General features: G+C 67.1%; 16 protein-coding genes. 10 read left to right on the top strand and 6 right to left on the bottom strand.

Features of this window, described 5'->3' with window-relative positions; all coding sequences use genetic code 11:
• Positions 1-119 precede the first annotated feature (119 nt).
• Positions 120-1,163, top strand: a complete 1,044-nt coding sequence (locus ACIP5Y_RS14690; RefSeq protein ID WP_400350399.1) for an NAD(P)-dependent alcohol dehydrogenase — start codon at positions 120-122, stop codon at positions 1,161-1,163.
• On the opposite strand, the gene ACIP5Y_RS14685 is transcribed toward ACIP5Y_RS14690, so the two are convergent.
• Both ACIP5Y_RS14685 and ACIP5Y_RS14680 read right to left on the bottom strand, forming a co-directional pair.
• Positions 1,160-2,095, bottom strand: a complete 936-nt coding sequence (locus ACIP5Y_RS14685) for an alpha/beta fold hydrolase (protein WP_400350397.1) — start codon at positions 2,093-2,095, stop codon at positions 1,160-1,162. The genes ACIP5Y_RS14690 and ACIP5Y_RS14685 overlap by 4 nt on opposite strands.
• Before the next feature lie 59 nt (positions 2,096-2,154).
• Entirely contained in the window at positions 2,155-3,027 is an 873-nt protein-coding gene (locus tag ACIP5Y_RS14680) for a hypothetical protein (RefSeq protein ID WP_400350396.1), read from the bottom strand.
• 296 nt (positions 3,028-3,323) lie between these two features.
• Here ACIP5Y_RS14680 and ACIP5Y_RS14675 point away from each other — a divergent pair, with 296 nt between their 5' ends.
• Positions 3,324-4,835: an APC family permease gene (locus ACIP5Y_RS14675; protein WP_400350395.1), complete on the top strand. Its 1,512-nt coding sequence runs from the start codon at positions 3,324-3,326 to the stop codon at positions 4,833-4,835.
• A 146-nt stretch (positions 4,836-4,981) separates the two neighbouring features.
• Positions 4,982-5,269 (top strand): hypothetical protein, encoded by a 288-nt coding sequence (locus ACIP5Y_RS14670; RefSeq protein WP_400351281.1) that lies wholly within the window; start codon positions 4,982-4,984, stop codon positions 5,267-5,269.
• Between the two features lie 58 nt (positions 5,270-5,327).
• Here the strand turns inward: ACIP5Y_RS14670 and ACIP5Y_RS14665 are convergent, their stop codons facing one another.
• On the bottom strand, positions 5,328-5,846 hold the full coding sequence (locus ACIP5Y_RS14665) for a DUF305 domain-containing protein (protein ID WP_400350393.1): 519 nt from the start codon (positions 5,844-5,846) through the stop codon (positions 5,328-5,330).
• Between the two features lie 91 nt (positions 5,847-5,937).
• Positions 5,938-6,351 (bottom strand): DUF6153 family protein, encoded by a 414-nt coding sequence (locus ACIP5Y_RS14660; protein ID WP_400350391.1) that lies wholly within the window; start codon positions 6,349-6,351, stop codon positions 5,938-5,940.
• Between the two features lie 70 nt (positions 6,352-6,421).
• On the opposite strand from ACIP5Y_RS14660, the gene ACIP5Y_RS14655 reads away from it, so the two are divergent.
• From ACIP5Y_RS14655 to ACIP5Y_RS14630, 6 genes are all read left to right on the top strand, one after another.
• The gene (locus ACIP5Y_RS14655) at positions 6,422-7,375 is read left to right on the top strand and encodes a ribonuclease Z (RefSeq protein ID WP_400350389.1); all 954 of its coding nucleotides are present in this window, start codon (positions 6,422-6,424) and stop codon (positions 7,373-7,375) included.
• A 4-nt stretch (positions 7,376-7,379) separates the two neighbouring features.
• Entirely contained in the window at positions 7,380-9,056 is a 1,677-nt protein-coding gene (locus tag ACIP5Y_RS14650) for a DUF885 domain-containing protein (RefSeq protein WP_400350387.1), read from the top strand.
• Between the two features lie 102 nt (positions 9,057-9,158).
• Positions 9,159-10,610 carry an MDR family MFS transporter gene (locus tag ACIP5Y_RS14645; RefSeq protein ID WP_400351280.1) on the top strand — a complete coding sequence of 484 codons (1,452 nt, stop codon included), beginning with the start codon at positions 9,159-9,161 and terminating at the stop codon, positions 10,608-10,610.
• Between the two features lie 145 nt (positions 10,611-10,755).
• Positions 10,756-11,901: a class I SAM-dependent methyltransferase gene (locus ACIP5Y_RS14640; RefSeq protein WP_400350385.1), complete on the top strand. Its 1,146-nt coding sequence runs from the start codon at positions 10,756-10,758 to the stop codon at positions 11,899-11,901.
• Positions 11,902-11,921: 20 nt separating this feature from the next.
• Positions 11,922-12,848 carry an LLM class F420-dependent oxidoreductase gene (locus tag ACIP5Y_RS14635; RefSeq protein WP_400351279.1) on the top strand — a complete coding sequence of 309 codons (927 nt, stop codon included), beginning with the start codon at positions 11,922-11,924 and terminating at the stop codon, positions 12,846-12,848.
• Between the two features lie 159 nt (positions 12,849-13,007).
• Positions 13,008-13,868: a Bax inhibitor-1/YccA family protein gene (locus tag ACIP5Y_RS14630; protein ID WP_400350383.1), complete on the top strand. Its 861-nt coding sequence runs from the start codon at positions 13,008-13,010 to the stop codon at positions 13,866-13,868.
• A 188-nt stretch (positions 13,869-14,056) separates the two neighbouring features.
• Here ACIP5Y_RS14630 and ACIP5Y_RS14625 read toward each other — a convergent pair whose 3' ends face one another.
• Positions 14,057-15,274, bottom strand: a complete 1,218-nt coding sequence (locus tag ACIP5Y_RS14625) for an acetyl-CoA C-acetyltransferase (RefSeq protein ID WP_400350381.1) — start codon at positions 15,272-15,274, stop codon at positions 14,057-14,059.
• 110 nt (positions 15,275-15,384) lie between these two features.
• Positions 15,385-15,846 (bottom strand): hypothetical protein, encoded by a 462-nt coding sequence (locus tag ACIP5Y_RS14620; protein ID WP_400350380.1) that lies wholly within the window; start codon positions 15,844-15,846, stop codon positions 15,385-15,387.
• Positions 15,847-15,927: 81 nt separating this feature from the next.
• Here ACIP5Y_RS14620 and ACIP5Y_RS14615 point away from each other — a divergent pair, with 81 nt between their 5' ends.
• A complete protein-coding gene (locus ACIP5Y_RS14615; protein WP_400350379.1) occupies positions 15,928-17,316 on the top strand; it encodes a cystathionine beta-synthase in 1,389 nt (462 codons plus the stop codon).
• The last annotated feature ends 190 nt before the right edge of the window (positions 17,317-17,506 follow it).

Genomic DNA, 17,506 nt, shown 5'->3' with positions numbered 1-17,506 from the left:
TCTCGGTCCTGGGGGTAGCTTTCGGGAAGATCGATAGACATTCCGTCACTCGCTGGACGTAGTGTATAGCGAATGCTACGGTGTGCGGCAGATCACAATTTCTCGTGAGGAAATCCAGTATGCGAGCACTCCAGTGGACCGGTCCGGAAACCATTGCCGTCAACGACATTCCGGTCCCGGACATCGGGCCCAATGACCTCCTCATCCAGGTCGGCGCCGCCGGCGTCTGCCACTCCGACCTCACCCTGGTCAACTTCCCGTACAAACTGCGCGACGATCCGCTGACCCTCGGCCACGAGATCGCCGGCACCATCGCCGCGGTCGGCTCCGACGTGAGCGGACGCGAGGTCGGCGAACGCGGACTGGTCTACCTCTTCTGGACCTGCGGCGTCTGCCGCGAATGCGTCAGCGGCAATGAAAACGTCTGCCTCGCAGCAGGACGCGTCGCCATGCCGCCCTGCCCGGGCCTCACCATCGAAGGCGGTATGGCCGAATACGTACGCATCCCGGCCACCACCTTCGTGCCGGTCGGCGACCTCGACTTCCTGCAGGCCGCACCCGTCGCCGACGCCGCCCTCACCGCCTACCACGCCATTCGCGGGGCCAAGAAGCAATTGCGGCCCGGAGGAACCGCGCTCGCCATCGGCATCGGCGGGCTCGGGCATGTCGCGGTGCAGATCCTGCGCGCCATCAGCGGCGTGCGCGTGATCGCCGTCGACGTGACCCGGGAGAAACTGGACCTGGCCACCGCCTGCGGCGCGGACCTCGGCATGCTCGCCGGCGACGACACCGCGAAACAGCTGCTCGACCTGACCGGCGGCCGCGGCGCGGACGCCGTCTTCGACTTCGTCGGCATCGACTCCACCGCGAAACTGGCCGTGGAATCCGTTGCGCCCAACGGGGCTTACTGCATGGTCGGCATCGGCGGCGGCACCCCGCCCGAGATCAATGCCGGACCGGCCGGCGGACCCGGCCTGCCCTGGGGTGCGACCGTGCGAAAGTCGCTGGGCGGCACCCGCAGTGACCTGCACGCCTGCGTCGCACTCGCGCAGGCGGGCAAAATCCACCTGGAGGTCGAACGCTACGACCTCACCGAAGGCCCGGAAGCCTTCGCCCGCTTGGACAAGGGGCAGATCCGCGGTCGCGCGGTGCTCGTGCCCTAGGCGCCCTTCGCGGTGTCGGCCTCGTCGAGGAACTGCTTCATGCGCGCCGCGATCTCCTCCGGGAACTCGCCATTGATGGCGTGCGAGGCCTCCGGCCACACCTCGATCTGCGCACCCGGCACCAGTTTCCGCGCCACCTTCGCAATCTTCTTCGCCCGATGCACGATGCTGCGCCCGGCGAAGATCCCGAGGAACGGCACCGCGATCGCGGCGAGCTGGTCCTTGGCGGGCCGATCCGTCATCGGCAGGTACGCCGCGAAATCCCGCATGCCCGAGGCGATCAGCCGGCCCTCGGGCAGCTCCGCGGGCGCCTGCACGCCACCGGCGATCCAGCTCAGCAGCCGATTCCGCCACTTGTCCGGCATGCCCGGCAGCACCGAACCCAGCGACACCACGATCATCTTCCACGTCACGCCGCCGAACACGAACGGCGAATCCAGAATCGCCACCGACGCCACCCGCTGCGGATGCCGCACAACGAGATTCACCGCCGCCCAGCCACCGATCGACACACCCAGCACATGCACCGGCCGCGACTCCAGCGCCCGCAACGCCTCATCCAGCCAAGCCGCCTGATCCGCCGCATCGGTCAGCGGCTCCGACTGCACACTCGCACCCGGCTCACCCAGCAGATCCAGCGTGATCACCGGCCGCACCCCGATCAACGAGGGCAGATTCGACGCCCACAGGGGCGTGGCCGCCTGCCGCCCCGGCAACAACACCAGCGGCGTCCCGTCCCCCTCCCCGAACCGATAGGCCCGCACCGTCCCGAAACGCGTGGGAATGTCGACGGACTCACGCACCGCGGGCAACAGCCCGAAGCCGTCCACATAGGCGCTCCGGTAGCGCTCGTACCCGGCTGCCTCCCGGAAGTATCCGATCCGCTTGCCCTTGAACTTCGCGCCCACATTGTGCTGGGGAAAGTCGACCATGCCCTAAGGCTAATCCGCGGAGTCGGGGATGCCCGCAAGGGACTTTCCAATCGCTGATCTCACCGTAGTCGGGCGATGCGGCGTTGGAGCCAGCGGCGGGATTCGGCGTCTCGGGCGTGCAGCAGGATTTTGCGCTGGGAGGTGGGGGAGAGGGCCGTCAGTAGGTGGGCTATGCGGTTTCTGGTGTGCCAGCTGATCAAGTAGCGGACTGCGCCGGTGGTGGCTCGATCGTCGGCCAGGTCTACGGCGCGGGCGAAGTCGGCGCGGTCCTCGAGGTCGAGGAATTGGCCCGGAATGCGTTCGTGGACAGGGTAACCCGTGTAGGCGCCGGTGCCGGCCGCGGACCAGGTGAAGAGGGTGAGGATGCGGGTGATCGGGTCGGGGTAGGCGGTTGCCAGGTGTTCGCGGATCTCGATCAGGTCGGCTTCTGTCAGGCCGTTGCCGGATTTGGTGGTGTCCAGGAACAGGTTTGCGTAGATCGCGAGGGGTTCGGGAATCTCGGTCACCCAGCGGCGGGTGATGCGGTCGGATTCGGCTTGGCGGTGCGCGGCGGCGTGGAATTCCCGCAGCGGTCCGGTGACGCCGCGGACCGCGAGCCACTCCAGGGAACGCACGCCGTCGGCGAGCACGGCGTCCTGCGGCCAGCCGTCCCAGCGCAGTGAATATCCGTGGTGCAGGGTCACGGTGGTGACCGGCCGGCCGTCGGCGGCCAGGAAGTCGAGGGCCACATCGCCCCAGCACATACAGACGAACCCAGGCAGATCCGCGATGCGCAGGGCCGCGCGCAGCGCCTGCACGGCAACCGGGTCGCGTTCCTCGAGCAGCGGGGTGGAATCGCCGCGCATCTCCCGGACCCGGACCCAGTGGGCACGCGCCAGCATGCGATCCAGAGCCTGCGGATCATGTCCGGTGCGCTCTCCCCCGAAGGGCATACCTTGAACCCTAACGGGAACCCTGTGGTGACCGGGAGATCCTCGGCATACCTTCCGCCGTGGACCTCCGGGTGAATGTTGTCCATCCAGTAGCTGACTGGTTCGTACCAGTTGGGTGATACGGTTCGGTGTGACGCCGACAACTCGGACCCCACAAGGGGCCCGCGCGCAGTGACGGGGCTGGAACCAGCGAGTCTGTCTGCCGGCCACCAGCGACGGCGTACCGATCGGTAGCCCGACGGTGACCGACCGGCGCTGAACTGCATTGTTGCCGAGAGCCAGACATAGGAGAAACCGTGGCGCCATCGGACTCCCAGCGGGAAGCCGTCGCACCTCCTCCCGCACGCACCACCGGACTGTTCCGCACCAAAAGCGTCGAGCAGTCCATCCGCGATACCGACGAGCCGGACACCAAACTTCGTAAAGACCTGACGTCCTGGGACCTGACCATCTTCGGCGTCGCCGTCGTGGTCGGCGCGGGTATCTTCACCCTCACCGCGCGAACGGCCGGCAATACCGCGGGACCCGCGGTGTCGCTGGCTTTCGTCTTCGCCGCCATCGCCTGCGGGCTGGCCGCCCTCTGCTACGCCGAGTTCGCCTCGACCGTGCCGGTCGCGGGCAGCGCCTACACCTTCTCCTATGCCACCTTCGGTGAACTGATCGCGTGGATCATCGGCTGGGACCTGATCCTCGAATTCGCGCTCGGCGCTTCGGTTGTCGCCAAGGGCTGGTCGCAGTATCTGGGCACGCTGCTGAACGGGCATCAGCCGCTGTGGCACTTCGGATCGCACTCCTTCGACTGGGGCGCGTCCGGGCTCATCGTGATTCTGGGCGTGCTGCTGGCGCTGGGCACCAAGTTGTCCTCGCGGGTGTCGGCCGTCGCGGTCGCCATCAAGCTGGCGGTCATCGTGCTGGTGGTCGTGGTCGGCGCGACCTACTTCAAGGCGTCCAACCTGAAGCCGTTCATTCCGCCGTCGGAGCCGAATGCCGGGAGCGGCGGGTCACACACCTTGCAGCAGACCCTGTTCCAGCTGGTGACCGGTGGCGGTAACAGCCACTTCGGCTGGTACGGCCTGCTCGCCGCGGCGTCCATCGTGTTCTTCGCGTTCATCGGTTTCGACGTGGTCGCCACCGCCGCCGAGGAGACCAAGGACCCGCAGCGCAATGTGCCGCGCGGCATTCTGGGTTCACTGGCCATCGTGACCGTGCTCTACGTGGTGGTGTCGCTGGTGCTCACCGGCATGGTGCCCTACACCGATCTGCAGGGCGACAATGCCACGCTCGCAACGGCTTTCGCCATTCACGGCGTCACATGGGCCAAGAACCTCATCTCCATCGGCGCGCTGGCCGGTTTGACCACGGTCGTCATGGTGCTGTTCCTGGGGCAGACCCGCGTGCTGTTCGCCATGTCCCGCGACGGACTGCTGCCGCGGCAGCTGGCGCACACCGGATCCAAGGGCACGCCGGTGCGCATCACCGCCATCGTCGGCGTCATCTGCGCGGTGCTGGCCGGTTTCGTCGACTTCGGCACGCTCGAAGAGATGGTCAATATCGGCACGCTGTTCGCGTTCGTGCTGGTGTCCATCGGCGTGATCATCCTGCGCAGGTCGCGGCCGGATCTGAAGCGCGGCTTCCGGGTGCCGCTGGTGCCCTTCGTCCCGATCCTGTCGGTGCTGGCCTGTGCCTGGCTCATGTTCAACCTGGCGGTGGAGACCTGGCTGCGGTTCGTCATCTGGATGCTGATCGGGTTCCTGGTGTACTTCGCCTACGGCCGGCGGCATTCGAAACTGGCCAAAACAGGTAGCTGATCGGCTGCTCGAGTTCGGTGCTGGTGGTGTGTCTTCGCTATGACACACCGCGGACTGGTGTTCAATTGCTCTGAATAGTGAGAGTTGTGCCACAAGTTCCGCCCCGTCAGCACCGTTTCAGCATCCGAGAGGAACCGATCGTGAGCATGCTCCTCGCCGTGCACGATGCGTATACCCACGTTCTCGCGCAGATCGGCAACCCGACCCCGGAGACGCCTCCGGTGGCCGACAAACTGATGAAGCTGGTCCGCTACTTCACCTGGTTCACCATGCTTTCCGGCGTCACCGCCATCACCTACGGCGGTGGCCGCTTCGCCTGGGAGAAGTGGAGTGGTGGCGGGCTCGAGTCGCCGAAGATGGTGGCGGGAGCCATGATCGGCGGCGCGACCGCCACCAGCGCTGGCACGATCATGAACGCGGTGATCGGCAGCTAGCGCTGTATGCGAAAAGGGGGTGCGCCGGATTCGGCGCACCCCCTTCACATTTCGGGGCCTAGCTCTGGGCGAGCATCTTGTTCATCTGATCGATCTCACCCTGCTGCGCGGTCACGATGGACTGCGCGAGAGCCTTCGCATCGGCATTCGTGCCGTTCTTCGACTCGGTGTTCGACATATCGATCGCGCCCTGATGATGCTCGATCATCATCTGCATCCACATCTTGTCGAAATCCGGGCCGGACAGGCTCGCCAGCTTCGTCATCTGATCCTGCGTCATGATGCCCGCCATAGCGTGATCCATGGTCGCGCTGGGCGCGGGCTTGCCGAAGGATTCCAGCAGTTTCGCGATCTGCTGCATTTCGGGCGCCTGAGCGTTCTCGACACTCTTGGCCAAGGTGATGAGTTCCTGGTTCCGGGAGCGGCTCGGCACCATCTTCGCCATATCGACGGCCTGGGCGTGATGTGGATACATCATCTGCAGGAAGCTCACATCGGCGTCGTTGTAGGTCGGCGAATCGCTTTTGCTGCTACTACATCCCGCGACGAGCACCGCGAAGAGAGACGTGAGTGCCACCAGGGCAATTTTCGTACGGCTGTTGAACATGCTTGTACTCCTTGGTAATTGATCGGAATCGTGAAAAGGGCATGCGGAAACCCGCGACCCATCAGATTCGGAGAATCGCCAATTCGGAGAGCGTGAGCACGGTCCACGGAGGTGGCCGGGCACGATGCGGCCGTGCCTGCCGAACCTTCATCAGGGGACGATCGCCGCGCCGCAGGCCGACCCACGCCAGCAGCGCCAGGCCGAGCAGGAACAGCAGCGCCGAGAGCACGAACAGGCAGCCGTGCATGCCGGCGTGCCCACTGCCGCAGTCGCTGCCCGCACACGCCGGTGCGGACATGTCCCGATGCTCACTCATGACCGCCGCGACAACGGTCTGCGAGCTCATTTCCCGATGGCCGGAGCCTTCGTGATTCATGCCGATGACCAGCGAGTGCATGGCCACCAAACCGGCCAGCAGCGCGAACAGGCCCAGGGCCCGGAGATACCGGGTGCCAGCTGCCTGTTGTCCGACCACGGCGGTCATTCTATCGACGCGCCCGGCTCGCCGACGCGGGCGCTCACCACCGGGCGGTAGCCTGACGGCCGTGTCACAGCGCGAACTGGTCATCCTCGGAACGGCCAGCCAAGTACCGACCAAGCAGCGCAATCACAATGGCTACCTGCTGCGCTGGGATGGCGAAGGGATGCTCTTCGACCCGGGGGAAGGCACGCAGCGGCAGATGATCTACGCGGGTGTGTCGGCGACCGACATCACCCGCATCGGCATCACCCACTTCCACGGTGACCACAGTCTCGGCCTGGCCGGAGTCGTCCAGCGCATCAGCCTCGACCGGGTACCGCATCCGGTGGACGTCTACTACCCGGCCTCAGGGGAACAGTTCTATCAGCGCCTGTGCCATTCCACGGCCTATCACCAGACCGGCGAGCTGCGCCCGCACCCCATCGCCGAGCCGGGCGAGCTCGAGGCGCCCGCCGCGCCGTTCACCCTCCGCACCGAGCGGCTCTCGCATCCGGTCGAGGCCTTCGGCTATCGGCTGACCGAACCGGACGGCCGGCGCATCCTGCCCGAACGCCTGCGCGAGCTCGGGCTGTCCGGTCCGGTGGTGGGCCGATTGCAGCGCGACGGCGAGGTCGAGGTGGACGGCCGCGTCATCACCCTCGACGAGGTGAGCGAACCGCGGCGCGGCCAGAGCTTCGCCTTCGTGATGGACACCCGGCTCTGCGACGGCGTGCACGAACTGGCCCGCGGCGTCGACATGCTCGTCATCGAGGCCACCTTCCTCGATGCCGACGGCCACCTGGCCACCGAATTCGGCCACCTGACCGCCGGCGAGGCGGGCCTGGTGGCCGCGCGGGCCGGCGCCCGGACCCTGGTCCTCACCCACTTCTCGCAGCGCTACCGGACACTCGACGATCACCTGGAGGAGGCCCGGACCTTCTTCGACGGCGAGATCGTGGTGGCCGAGGACCTCATGCGAATTCCGATGCCGCCGCGGCGCTGGTCCCGCGCAGGCGTCGGTGGTCCCGGGCATGATTGAGTCCATGGACGCGCACGAGGAACTCATCACACTCGCAGATCGGTATTGGGACGCCCTGCTGGAGTCCGCGCCTAGTTTGGCAACGCTGTTGGGGGACAGGCGGTTCGACGATCGCATCGAGGATCTGTCGGTCGAGGCCGAGGAGCGACAGCTGGGCAAGTACCGGGCCCTGCTCGCCGAGGTCGACGCCCTCGATCCGGCAGTGTTGAACGCGCAGGACCGCACCACCCGCAGCCTGCTGCGCAATGAATTGTCCGGCGCCGTCGCACATCTGGAATGGCGGCCGGTGGAGCTTGCCTCCGATCAGATGACGGGCGTGCACGCCGAGCTGCTCACCGCGGCCCCGCAATTGAACGCCCCCGCACCCGAGAACGCCGAGAAGCTGGTGCTGCGCTTCCGGCAGTTCGGCACGCTGCTGACGCAGGCGGCCGAGCGTTTCCGCGCCGGGCTGGCCGCCGGGCGCACCCCGGCCCGCATCGCCATCGAGCGCTCGCTCAATCAGCTGGACGGCTACCTGGCCTCCGACATCGCCACCGACCCCTTCGTCACCTTCCCCGGCCCGGCGGACTGGGACGGTGAAACCGCGTGGCGCGCAGAGCTGGCCGAGGTCGCCCGCGAGGTCATCCGCCCCGCCTTCACCGCCTACCGGAATGTGCTGCGCGACGAACTGCTGCCCGCCGCCCGCCCCGACGACAAGCCGGGCCTGGGCTGGCTGGGCGAGGACGGCGCGGACATCTACCGCCGCCTGCTGCGTACCCACACCACCCTGCCGGATCTCGGCGCGGACGAGATCCACCAGCTCGGCCTCGACGAACTCGACAAGCTGCGCGCCGAATACGCGGAGGTCGGCGGCCGGCTGTTCGGTCTCACCGACCTGACCGAGATCTTCGCCCGGCTGCGGGAGGATTCCGCGCTGCGCTACGGCGACGGTGAGGAGATCATGGTCGACGCGCGGCGCTATCTGGCCGCGGCACAGGCGGAGATGGGCAACTGGTTCGGGCGGCTGCCGCGGCAATCCTGCGACATTCTGCCGGTGCCGGAGTTCCTGGCCGCGGATGCGCCTGCCGCGTACTACTTCCCGCCCGCCGCCGACGGTTCCCGGCCGGGCGCCTACTTCGTGAATCAGCACGAACCCAAGGGCCGCAATCGGTACGAGACGGCCGCGGTCGCCTATCACGAGGCCATTCCGGGGCATCACCTGCAGCTCACCATCGCGAACGAGCTGGACCAGCTGCCCAGCTTCCAGCGCATGTCCTTCGCCAATACCGCCTTCGTGGAGGGCTGGGCGCTCTACACCGAGCGGCTGGCGGACGAAATGGGTTTGTACCCGGACGATCTCGCTCGCATCGGCATGCTGGCCGCCGACTCGTGGCGGTCCTGCCGCCTGGTCGTCGATACCGGGCTGCACGCGAAGGGCTGGAGCCGGCAGCAGGCCATCGATTTCATGGTGACCAATGCGCCGGTGGGGCTGGACGAGATTCGCACCGAGGTGGACCGCTATATCGCCATGCCGGGCCAGGCCGTCGCCTACAAGGTGGGGCAGCAGGAGATCCGCCGGCAGCGGGCGCAGGCGCAGCAGCGGCTCGGTGCGGCCTTCGATATCAAGGCATTTCACGATGTGGTGCTGGGCTCGGGCTCGGTGAGCCTGCCGGTGCTGCGGGAGCTGGCCGCCACTCTCTGATCCGCAACGCGAGGCACACTCTGATCCGGCCGTAGATCGTCCCAGGAATTTAGATCCGTTCCCGGCGTTCGACTCAAACGAGTGAGTCGTGCTGATGAAGGGATCGCCGTGCCGGCAACAGAAGTGAAATCGTCGATCGGCCTGCGCTCCGAGCGCGGGCCGGTCCTCATCGCCCTCATGCTGGCCACCTCGCTGGTGGCGCTGGATTCCACCATCATCGCGACCGCCGTGCTGACCATCACCGATCAGCTCGGCGGCTTCGCGCAGTTCCCCTGGCTGTTCAGCATCTACCTGCTGGCGCAGGCGGTGACCGTCCCGATCTACGGCAAGCTCGCCGACATGCTGGGCCGAAAGCCGGTGATGCTCTTCGGTATCGCGGTGTTCGCGCTCGGCTCGCTGCTGTGCGGGCTCGCCACCGGCATGGTCGGGCTCATCATCTTCCGTGCGGTGCAGGGCATCGGCGCCGGCGCGGTCGGCCCCATGTCCATGACCATCGCCGGTGACCTGTACACGATCAAGGAGCGCGCGAAGGTGCAGGCGTATCTCGCCAGCGTGTGGGCCGCCTCCTCGGTGCTGGGCCCGCTGCTCGGCGGCGTCTTCTCCGAATACGTCAGCTGGCGTTGGATTTTCCTGATCAACCTGCCGCTGGCGGCGGTGGCGGCCTGGATGATCCTGCGCAAGTTCACCGAAAGCGCGCCGCGGCAGCGGCATCGGATCGACTACCTCGGCGCGGGACTGCTCACCGCCGGCGCGGGCGCGCTCATTCTGGCGCTGCTGGAGGGCGGGCAGGCCTGGGGCTGGACCTCGGGGATCAGCATCGGCCTGTTCGTGGCCGGCGCGGCGGTACTGGTGGTGTTCGGCTGGGTGGAGCAGCATGCGGCGAATCCGATTCTGCCGCTGTGGATCTTCTCGCGCCGCGTGATCGTGGCGAGCAGTCTGGTGTCGCTGCTGGTGGGTGCGGTGCTCTTGGGGCTCACCTCGTATGTGCCGACCTTCGCGCAGGGCGTGCTCGGCAGCGGGGCGCTGCTGGCGGGGCTCACCGTGGGCGCGCTGACGCTCGGCTGGCCGGTCTCGGCCTCGCAGGCCGGGAAGGTGTACCTGCGCATAGGTTTCCGCAAGACCGCGCTGATCGGCAGCGTGGTGGCGACCCTGGGTGCGGCCACCCTGTTGCTGGTGGACCGGGATTCCACGCTGTTGCAGGTGGCGGCCGGATGTTTCGTGGTGGGCCTGGGTATGGGCCTGGTGGCGAGTCCGACGCTGATCGCGGCCCAGTCCAGCGCGGAATGGTCCGAGCGTGGGGTGGTGACCTCCACGAACATGTTCGCCCGCAATATCGGTAGCGCGGTGGGTGTGGCGGTGTTCGGCGCGGTGGTGAACTCCCGCATCGGTCATGGCGATCATCCGGCGCCGGCGGCGCTGACCTCGGCGGTGCATCTGGTCTTCATCGGGGTGGCGGTAATGGCGCTGATCATGGTGGCGGCCTCGGCCATGATGCCCGCGCGGGATGTCCGGGCGCCGGAAGAGGCGGCGGCCGAGATTCCGGCGAAGGGTTAGCAATCCGGCTATTCGGTCGCGCCGTTCAAGGTCGGCATATGGTTTGCGAAGGCGCAGAATAACGCCGGGCCCGCTCAGCGCAGAATCTGCTGTCAATTACCGGCCGAATAGGATGATGCGGCAATGATCTAGCACACTGTATGGCGTGCTCGAGATGGAAGACGTGCTGAGCCGGTTGCGGCGCTATCCGGATGTGGAGGCGGTGAACCTCTACGCGGTGGACGCCGCCGACCGGTTACTGCTGGATACGGCAGCGGAGTCGCTCGCCGCGGCGGGCGGCGATCGGGTCGTGGTGATCGACGACGGTTATGGCGCGCTGACCCTGGGCGCCATTGCCGCACATGACCTGTCCGGCGTACGCGTGCATCAGGATTTACTCACCGGCGAGCTGGCATTGGCGAATAACGCCCGAATTGTCGGCTTATCCGATCGATTCACCGTGCACGACCTCGGCCCGAAACTCCTCGACAATGCGCGCGTCGTCCTGTGGCGCCTGCCCCGCGCCCTCGCCGGTCTTTCCGAAACCGCCGACGCCATTGCCCGATACGCGGCGCCGGACGTCGAGGTATTCGCCGGCGGCCGCGACAAATACCTCACCCCCGCCATGAACGAGGTACTCGCCGAATCCTTTGCCGCCGTCCGCGCCAGCCGCGGCCGGCAGAAATCCCGCATCCTGCTCGCCGCCGAACCCGAAACCGTTGGCGAGCCCCGCTTTCCGGTACGCAACCGGCTCGACGACTTCGACCTGGAAGTGGTCGCCCACGGCGCCGCCTTCTCCGGCCCGCGCCTCGACATCGGCACCCGCTTCCTGCTCGACTACCTCAAGCGCATGAAACCCGACGCCCGCGAGGCCATCGATCTGGGTTGCGGCACCGGCATTCTCGCGGTCGCCCTGGCCAAGGCGCGGCCCGGCATCCGGGTCACCGCCACCGACCAATCCGCCGCCGCGGTCGCCTCCACCCGCGCCACCGCCGTCGCCAACGAGGTTGCCGACCGGGTGACCGTGCTGCGCGACGACGCCATGTCCGGGATACCCGACCACAGCACCGATCTCGTGCTCTGCAATCCGCCCTTCCACGTCGGCGCGGCCGTGCACACCGGATCGGCCATCAAGATGTTCCAGCAGGCCGGCCGGGTCCTGCGGCCCGGCGGGGAGCTGTGGACCGTCTACAACACCCACCTCAACTACCGCGGCGTCATGGAGCGGATGGTCGGCCGCACCGATGTGCTCGGACGCAACAAGAAATTCACGGTGACCCGGTCGGTGCGCGGGCTGCACGACCGGACCTGAACAATGGGTGCATGGGACGAATCGACCTTCGTATCTTCACCGAACCCCAGCAGGGCGCGAGCTATGACACTCTCCTGACCGTCGCCAAGACCGCCGAAGATCTCGGCTTCGACGCCTTCTTCCGCTCCGACCACTACCTGAAGATGGGTGACGCCGACGGCCTGCCGGGCCCGACCGACGCCTGGATCACCCTGGCCGGCCTGGCCCGCGAGACGCATCGCATCCGGCTTGGCACCCTGGTCACCGCCGCCACCTTCCGGCACCCCGGCGTGCTGGCCATCGAGGTCGCACAGGTCGACAACATGTCCGGCGGCCGCGTCGAATTCGGTTTCGGCGCAGGCTGGTTCGAGGCCGAGCACCAGGCCTACGGCATCCCGTTCCCGGCGGACAAGTTCCCGCGCTACGAGGAACAGCTGGCCATCGTCACCGGCCTGTGGTCCACCCCGCCGGGGGAGACCTTCAACTTCGCGGGGCAGCACTTCACGCTCACGGATTCCCCGGCGCTGCCCAAGCCCACCCAGCCGAAGATTCCGGTGATCATCGGCGGCACCGGTCCCAAGCGCACCCCGCGCCTGGCCGCGCGGTACGCCGACGAGTTCAACCTGCCCTTCCAGTCGCCCGAGGACACCGCCGCCCAGTTCGGCCGGGTGCGCAAGGCCGCCGTCGACGCGGGCCGGGATCCGCAGGACATCGTCTTCTCGAGCGCCCTGGTCGCCTGTGTCGGCGCGAGCGATGCCGATATCGCGCGCCGCGCCGCGGCCATCGGGCGTGACGTCGAGGAATTGAAGGCCAACGGCCTGGCCGGCAGCCCGCAACAGGTCGTCGAGAAGATCCGGCACTACGAGGAAGTCGCGGGCACCAGCCGCGTCTACCTGCAGATCCTGGATCTCGGTGATCTCGCGCACCTCGAGCTCATCGCCGACGAGGTGCTGCCGCACCTCGGTTAGCAAGCCGTCAACAGGCGGGCACCGACGGTAAAGCTCGGGTAAAGTCCGGTAGGTCCGGTGTGCACGTGATTCGGGAACTCCCGCAGTTCACGGCGCGTTGGACGAGTAGCAGTAAAGGCCACGACCGACGTGCGCCGCGACTCCAGAAAGGGACCGCAAGTGCGCTCCACATCGAACCCGGTCTTCCGGAACCTGACGCCACAGCAAGGCGGCTACGCCGGCTTCGGCGGGCCTGGAGCCGGACAATTCCCGAACCAGCAGTACGGTCAGCAGCCGCCGCAGTACCCCGGCTACGGCCAGCAGCCGTACCAGCCCGCGGTCCCGACCACCCGCCCGATGACCATCGACGACGTCGTCACCAAGACCGGCATCACGCTCGGTGTGGTGACCCTCGGCGCGATCATCTCCTACGCGGTCACCTCGGCCAACAACTCGCTGGCCGTGCTGTTCGTACTCGTCGGCGGCCTCGGCGGCTTCGCCCTGGCCATGATCGCGTCCTTCGGCCGCAAGCAGAACAACCCGGCCATCGTGCTCAGCTACGCGGCGCTCGAAGGCCTGTTCCTCGGCGCGCTGTCGTTCATGTTCACCAATGTGAAGTTCGGCGGCGTCGGCGGTTCCGGCCTGATCGCACAGGCGGTGCTCGCCACCTTCGGCGTGTTCATCGGCATGCTCGTGGTCTACAAGACCGGCGCCATCCGCGTCACCCCGCGCCTCACCCGCATGATCGTCGGCGCCATGATCGGCGTGCTGGTGCTCATGCTCGGCAACCTGGTCGCCGCCTTCTTCACCCCGGGCGGATTCGGCCTGCGCGACGGTGGCACCTTCTCCATCATCTTCAGCCTCGTGGTGATCGGTGTCGCGGCCTTCAGCTTCCTGCTGGACTTCGACGCCGCCGATCAGATGATCCGCGCGCAGGTGCCCGAAAAGGCCGCCTGGGGCGTGGCTTTCGGCCTCACCGTCACCCTGGTCTGGCTGTACATCGAGATCCTGCGTCTCCTGTCCTACTTCCAGAACAGGTAATCGCAACGCGACAAGAGAACGGGCGGGCATCGGATTCCGATGCCCGCCCGTTCTTTTTTGTAGCCGAGCCTGAGACCGATCGACCGTTGGACACCACCTCCCCTCGCGGGAAAAATCAGGGATGGCTTGCTGCCCTTGATGTTTCCGTGCGAGGGGAAAGAAGTCGATTACGTCTCAGGTAAAACGCATCAGCTCAGGCGCTCGATGATCATCGCCATGCCCTGGCCACCACCGACACACATGGTCTCCAGACCGAACTGCTTGTCCTGGGTCTGCAGGTTGTTGATGAGGGTGGCGGTGATGCGGGCGCCGGTCATGCCGAACGGGTGGCCGAGGGCGATGGCGCCGCCGGAGATGTTCAGCTTGTCGTGATCCATGTTCAGCTCGCGGGCCGAACCCAGGACCTGCACGGCGAACGCCTCGTTGATCTCGTACAGATCGAGATCGTTGATGGTCATGTTCGCGTTCTTCAGCACCTTGCGGACCGCCTCGATCGGGCCCAGGCCCATGATCTCCGGCGACAGGCCGGAAACACCGGTGGCGACGACGCGCGCCAGCGGGGTCAGGCCCAGCGCCTTGGCCTTGGTGTCGCTCATGACGACCAGCGCGGCCGCACCGTCGTTGAGCGGACAGGCATTACCCGCGGTGATGGTGCCGTCCGGGCGGAAGACCGGCTTCAGCTGCGAGATCTTCTCGTAGGTGGTGCCGGCGCGCGGGCCGTCGTCGGTGGTGACGATGGTGCCGTCGGGCAGGGTGACCGGGGTGATCTCCCGCTCGAAGAAGCCGGACTTGATGGCCTCCTCGGCGCGGTTCTGCGAACGCACACCCCAGTGGTCCTGCTCCTCGCGGGAGATGCCGGTGTAGGTGGCGACATTCTCCGCGGTCTGGCCCATGGCGATGTAGACGTCCGGCAGCAGGTTGTTCTCGCGCGGATCGGTCCAGGTGGCGTTGGTCTCCGCGGTCTCGACGGTGCGGGCCTCGGCGTCGGCGAACTTCTCGTTGTGGGTGTCCGGCCAGCCGTCGGAGGTGCCCTTCGGGAAGCGCGAGACGGTCTCCACACCGGCGGAGATGAACACGTCGCCCTCGCCGGCCTTGATGGCGTGGAAGGCCATCCGGGTGGTCTGCAGCGAGGACGAGCAGTAGCGGTTCAGCGTGACGCCCGGCAGGGTGTCGTAGCCGAGCTGCACGGCGACCGAACGGGCCATATTGAATCCGGCCTCACCGGCGGGCTGACCGCAGCCCAGGATGAGATCGTCGATGGTGGCGGGATCGAGCGCGGGCACCTTGTCCAGCGCCGCACGGACCATCTGAGCCGTGAGGTCGTCCGGCCGAATGCTCACCAGAGAACCCTTGCCGGCGCGGCCGATGGGCGAGCGGGCGTACGAAACGATGACGGCCTCAGCCATTGAGGACTCCTTACTTGCAGGGGTGAACCAACTTCGAATTTACGACGAGTGTGTCGAGCCTCAAACATCAGGTATGGGCACATCCCAGTGGATGAACTGTGGGATATCGCTCACTGGGGGACGACGAAGCTGCTGTGTGCAGGCACGTTGGCGTTGTCGGTGAAGACCGTCACATCGATGCGGCCCGGCCCGGTGTCCTGGAAGAGGGAGTACTGGATGCTGCCGTAGAAGCCGGCCACGATGTTCTCCACGTACCGGCCCTGCGCGCCGGTGTCCAGATTTCGCCAGGCGACGGTGGTCAGAGCCTCGCACTGCGGTGCGAAACTGTAGTCCCCGGGCCCGATTCCGATCACCGGCAGCGCCTGCATATTGATGATCGCCCGGCCCGGCCACTGCGGATCGGTATTTGCCCAGGTGCGGATGTTCGTGCCGCACAGGCCATCCCGGAGCAGGCTTGGCACGGAAGGAAATTCGAAGGTCTGCGCACCCGCGGGCGGGCTCGCGGCGATCATGGCCGCGGCCGTGAGGGTTCCGAGTAGTAAGGCTGTGCACGCGGTTTTCGGCGTCCTCATACCCGCGATGGTAAACCGGGCGATCGTGATATCTCCGACGTGCGCGAAGGCTCGCGTCACCTTTCTGCAACGATGTGTGGCATGCGTATTGCTGACCATGTCGTCGACTTGATCGGAAACACCCCGCTCGTACGGTTGAACTCCGTCGTCGGTCCGAACTCGGGACTGGTGGCCGCGAAGGTCGAGTACCTGAACCCGGGCGGTAGCTCGAAGGACCGCATCGCCGTCAAGATGATCGATGCCGCCGAGAAGGACGGCTTATTGAAGCCGGGCGGCACCATCGTCGAACCGACCTCCGGCAACACCGGTGTGGGCCTGGCCCTGGTCGCGCAGCAGCGCGGCTACAAGTGCGTGTTCGTCTGCCCTGACAAGGTCAGCGAGGACAAGCGAAATGTGCTGCGCGCCTACGGAGCCGAGGTCGTGGTGTGCCCGACGGCCGTCGCGCCGGAGGACCCGCAGAGCTACTACAACGTCTCCGACCGCCTGGTCCGGGAGATCCCGGGCGCGTGGAAGCCGAACCAGTACTCCAACCCGGGTGGCCCCGAATCGCATTACGAGACCACCGGTCCGGAGATCTGGCGCGATACCGAGGGCAAGGTCACGCATTTCGTGGCCGGCGTCGGCACCGGCGGCACCATCACCGGCACCGGGCGCTACCTGAAGGAGATCTCCGGCGGCACGGTCAAGATCGTCGGCGCGGATCCCGAGGGCTCGGTCTACTCCGGCGGCACCGGCCGCCCCTACCTGGTCGAGGGCGTCGGTGAGGACTTCTGGCCGACCGCCTACGACCCGGCCGTCCCGGACGAGATCATCGCCGTCTCCGACGCCGACTCCTTCGAGATGACCCGCCGCCTGGCCCGCGAGGAGGGCCTGCTGGTCGGCGGCTCCTGCGGGATGGCCGTGGTGGCGGCGCTGAAGGTCGCCGAGCGCGATCCGGACGCGGTCGTGGTCGTGCTGCTGCCGGACGGCGGCCGCGGCTACCTGTCCAAGATCTTCAACGACCAGTGGATGAGCTCCTACGGCTTCCTGCGCTCGCGCCTGGACGGCAAGAACGCCGACCCACACGTCGGAGATGTGCTGCGCGGCAAGTCCGGTGAACTGCCGGACCTGGTGCACACGCACCCGCAGGAGACCCTGCGCGACGCCATCGAGATCCTGCGCGAGTACGGCGTCTCCCAGATGCCTGTGGTCGGCGCGGAACCGCCGATCATGGCGGGCGAGGTCGCCGGCTCGGTCTCCGAGCGGGACCTGCTGTCCGCCGTCTTCGAGGGCCGCGCCAAGCTCACCGATCCGGTCTCCAAGCACATGAGCGTGGCCTTCCCGCTGATCGGCGCCGGCGAGCCCATCTCGGCCGCCACCAAGCTGCTGGAGTCCACCGACGCCCTCATGGTCATCGAGGACGGCAAGCCGGTGGGCGTCATCACCCGCCACGACCTGCTGGGCTTCCTCAGCACCGGCGTGCTGGGCTAGTTCCCGACCGCTACGGCGCAACCGCCCGCCGGACCTCATGGTCCGGCGGGCGGTCCGCATTACCGGCCCGGCGCTGTCGCTCGAGTGACCAGATACATGTCGGCCGAGTGATTCGGGTCTGCCGGTCCAGTGATGTTGATCCAGGCCACTTCTGCCGCCCCGGGCGCATGGGGGTCGGTGTCGTCACAGG

Origin of the sequence: Nocardia sp. NPDC088792 (assembly GCF_044750615.1) — a bacterium.
Taxonomy (GTDB): domain Bacteria; phylum Actinomycetota; class Actinomycetes; order Mycobacteriales; family Mycobacteriaceae; genus Nocardia.
Note: the sequence above shows the minus strand (reverse complement) of the source record. Positions and strands in the feature narration are given on the sequence as shown.

Coding starts and splice junctions, on each gene's coding strand:
- ACIP5Y_RS14670 (WP_400351281.1), top strand. CDS start 4,982: ATGCTCCTCGCCGTGCACGATGCGTATACCCACGTTCTCGCGCAGATC.
- ACIP5Y_RS14615 (WP_400350379.1), top strand. CDS start 15,928: ATGCGTATTGCTGACCATGTCGTCGACTTGATCGGAAACACCCCGCTC.
- ACIP5Y_RS14680 (WP_400350396.1), bottom strand. CDS start 3,027: ATGCCCTTCGGGGGAGAGCGCACCGGACATGATCCGCAGGCTCTGGAT.
- ACIP5Y_RS14650 (WP_400350387.1), top strand. CDS start 7,380: ATGGACGCGCACGAGGAACTCATCACACTCGCAGATCGGTATTGGGAC.
- ACIP5Y_RS14690 (WP_400350399.1), top strand. CDS start 120: ATGCGAGCACTCCAGTGGACCGGTCCGGAAACCATTGCCGTCAACGAC.
- ACIP5Y_RS14620 (WP_400350380.1), bottom strand. CDS start 15,846: ATGAGGACGCCGAAAACCGCGTGCACAGCCTTACTACTCGGAACCCTC.
- ACIP5Y_RS14685 (WP_400350397.1), bottom strand. CDS start 2,095: ATGGTCGACTTTCCCCAGCACAATGTGGGCGCGAAGTTCAAGGGCAAG.
- ACIP5Y_RS14625 (WP_400350381.1), bottom strand. CDS start 15,274: ATGGCTGAGGCCGTCATCGTTTCGTACGCCCGCTCGCCCATCGGCCGC.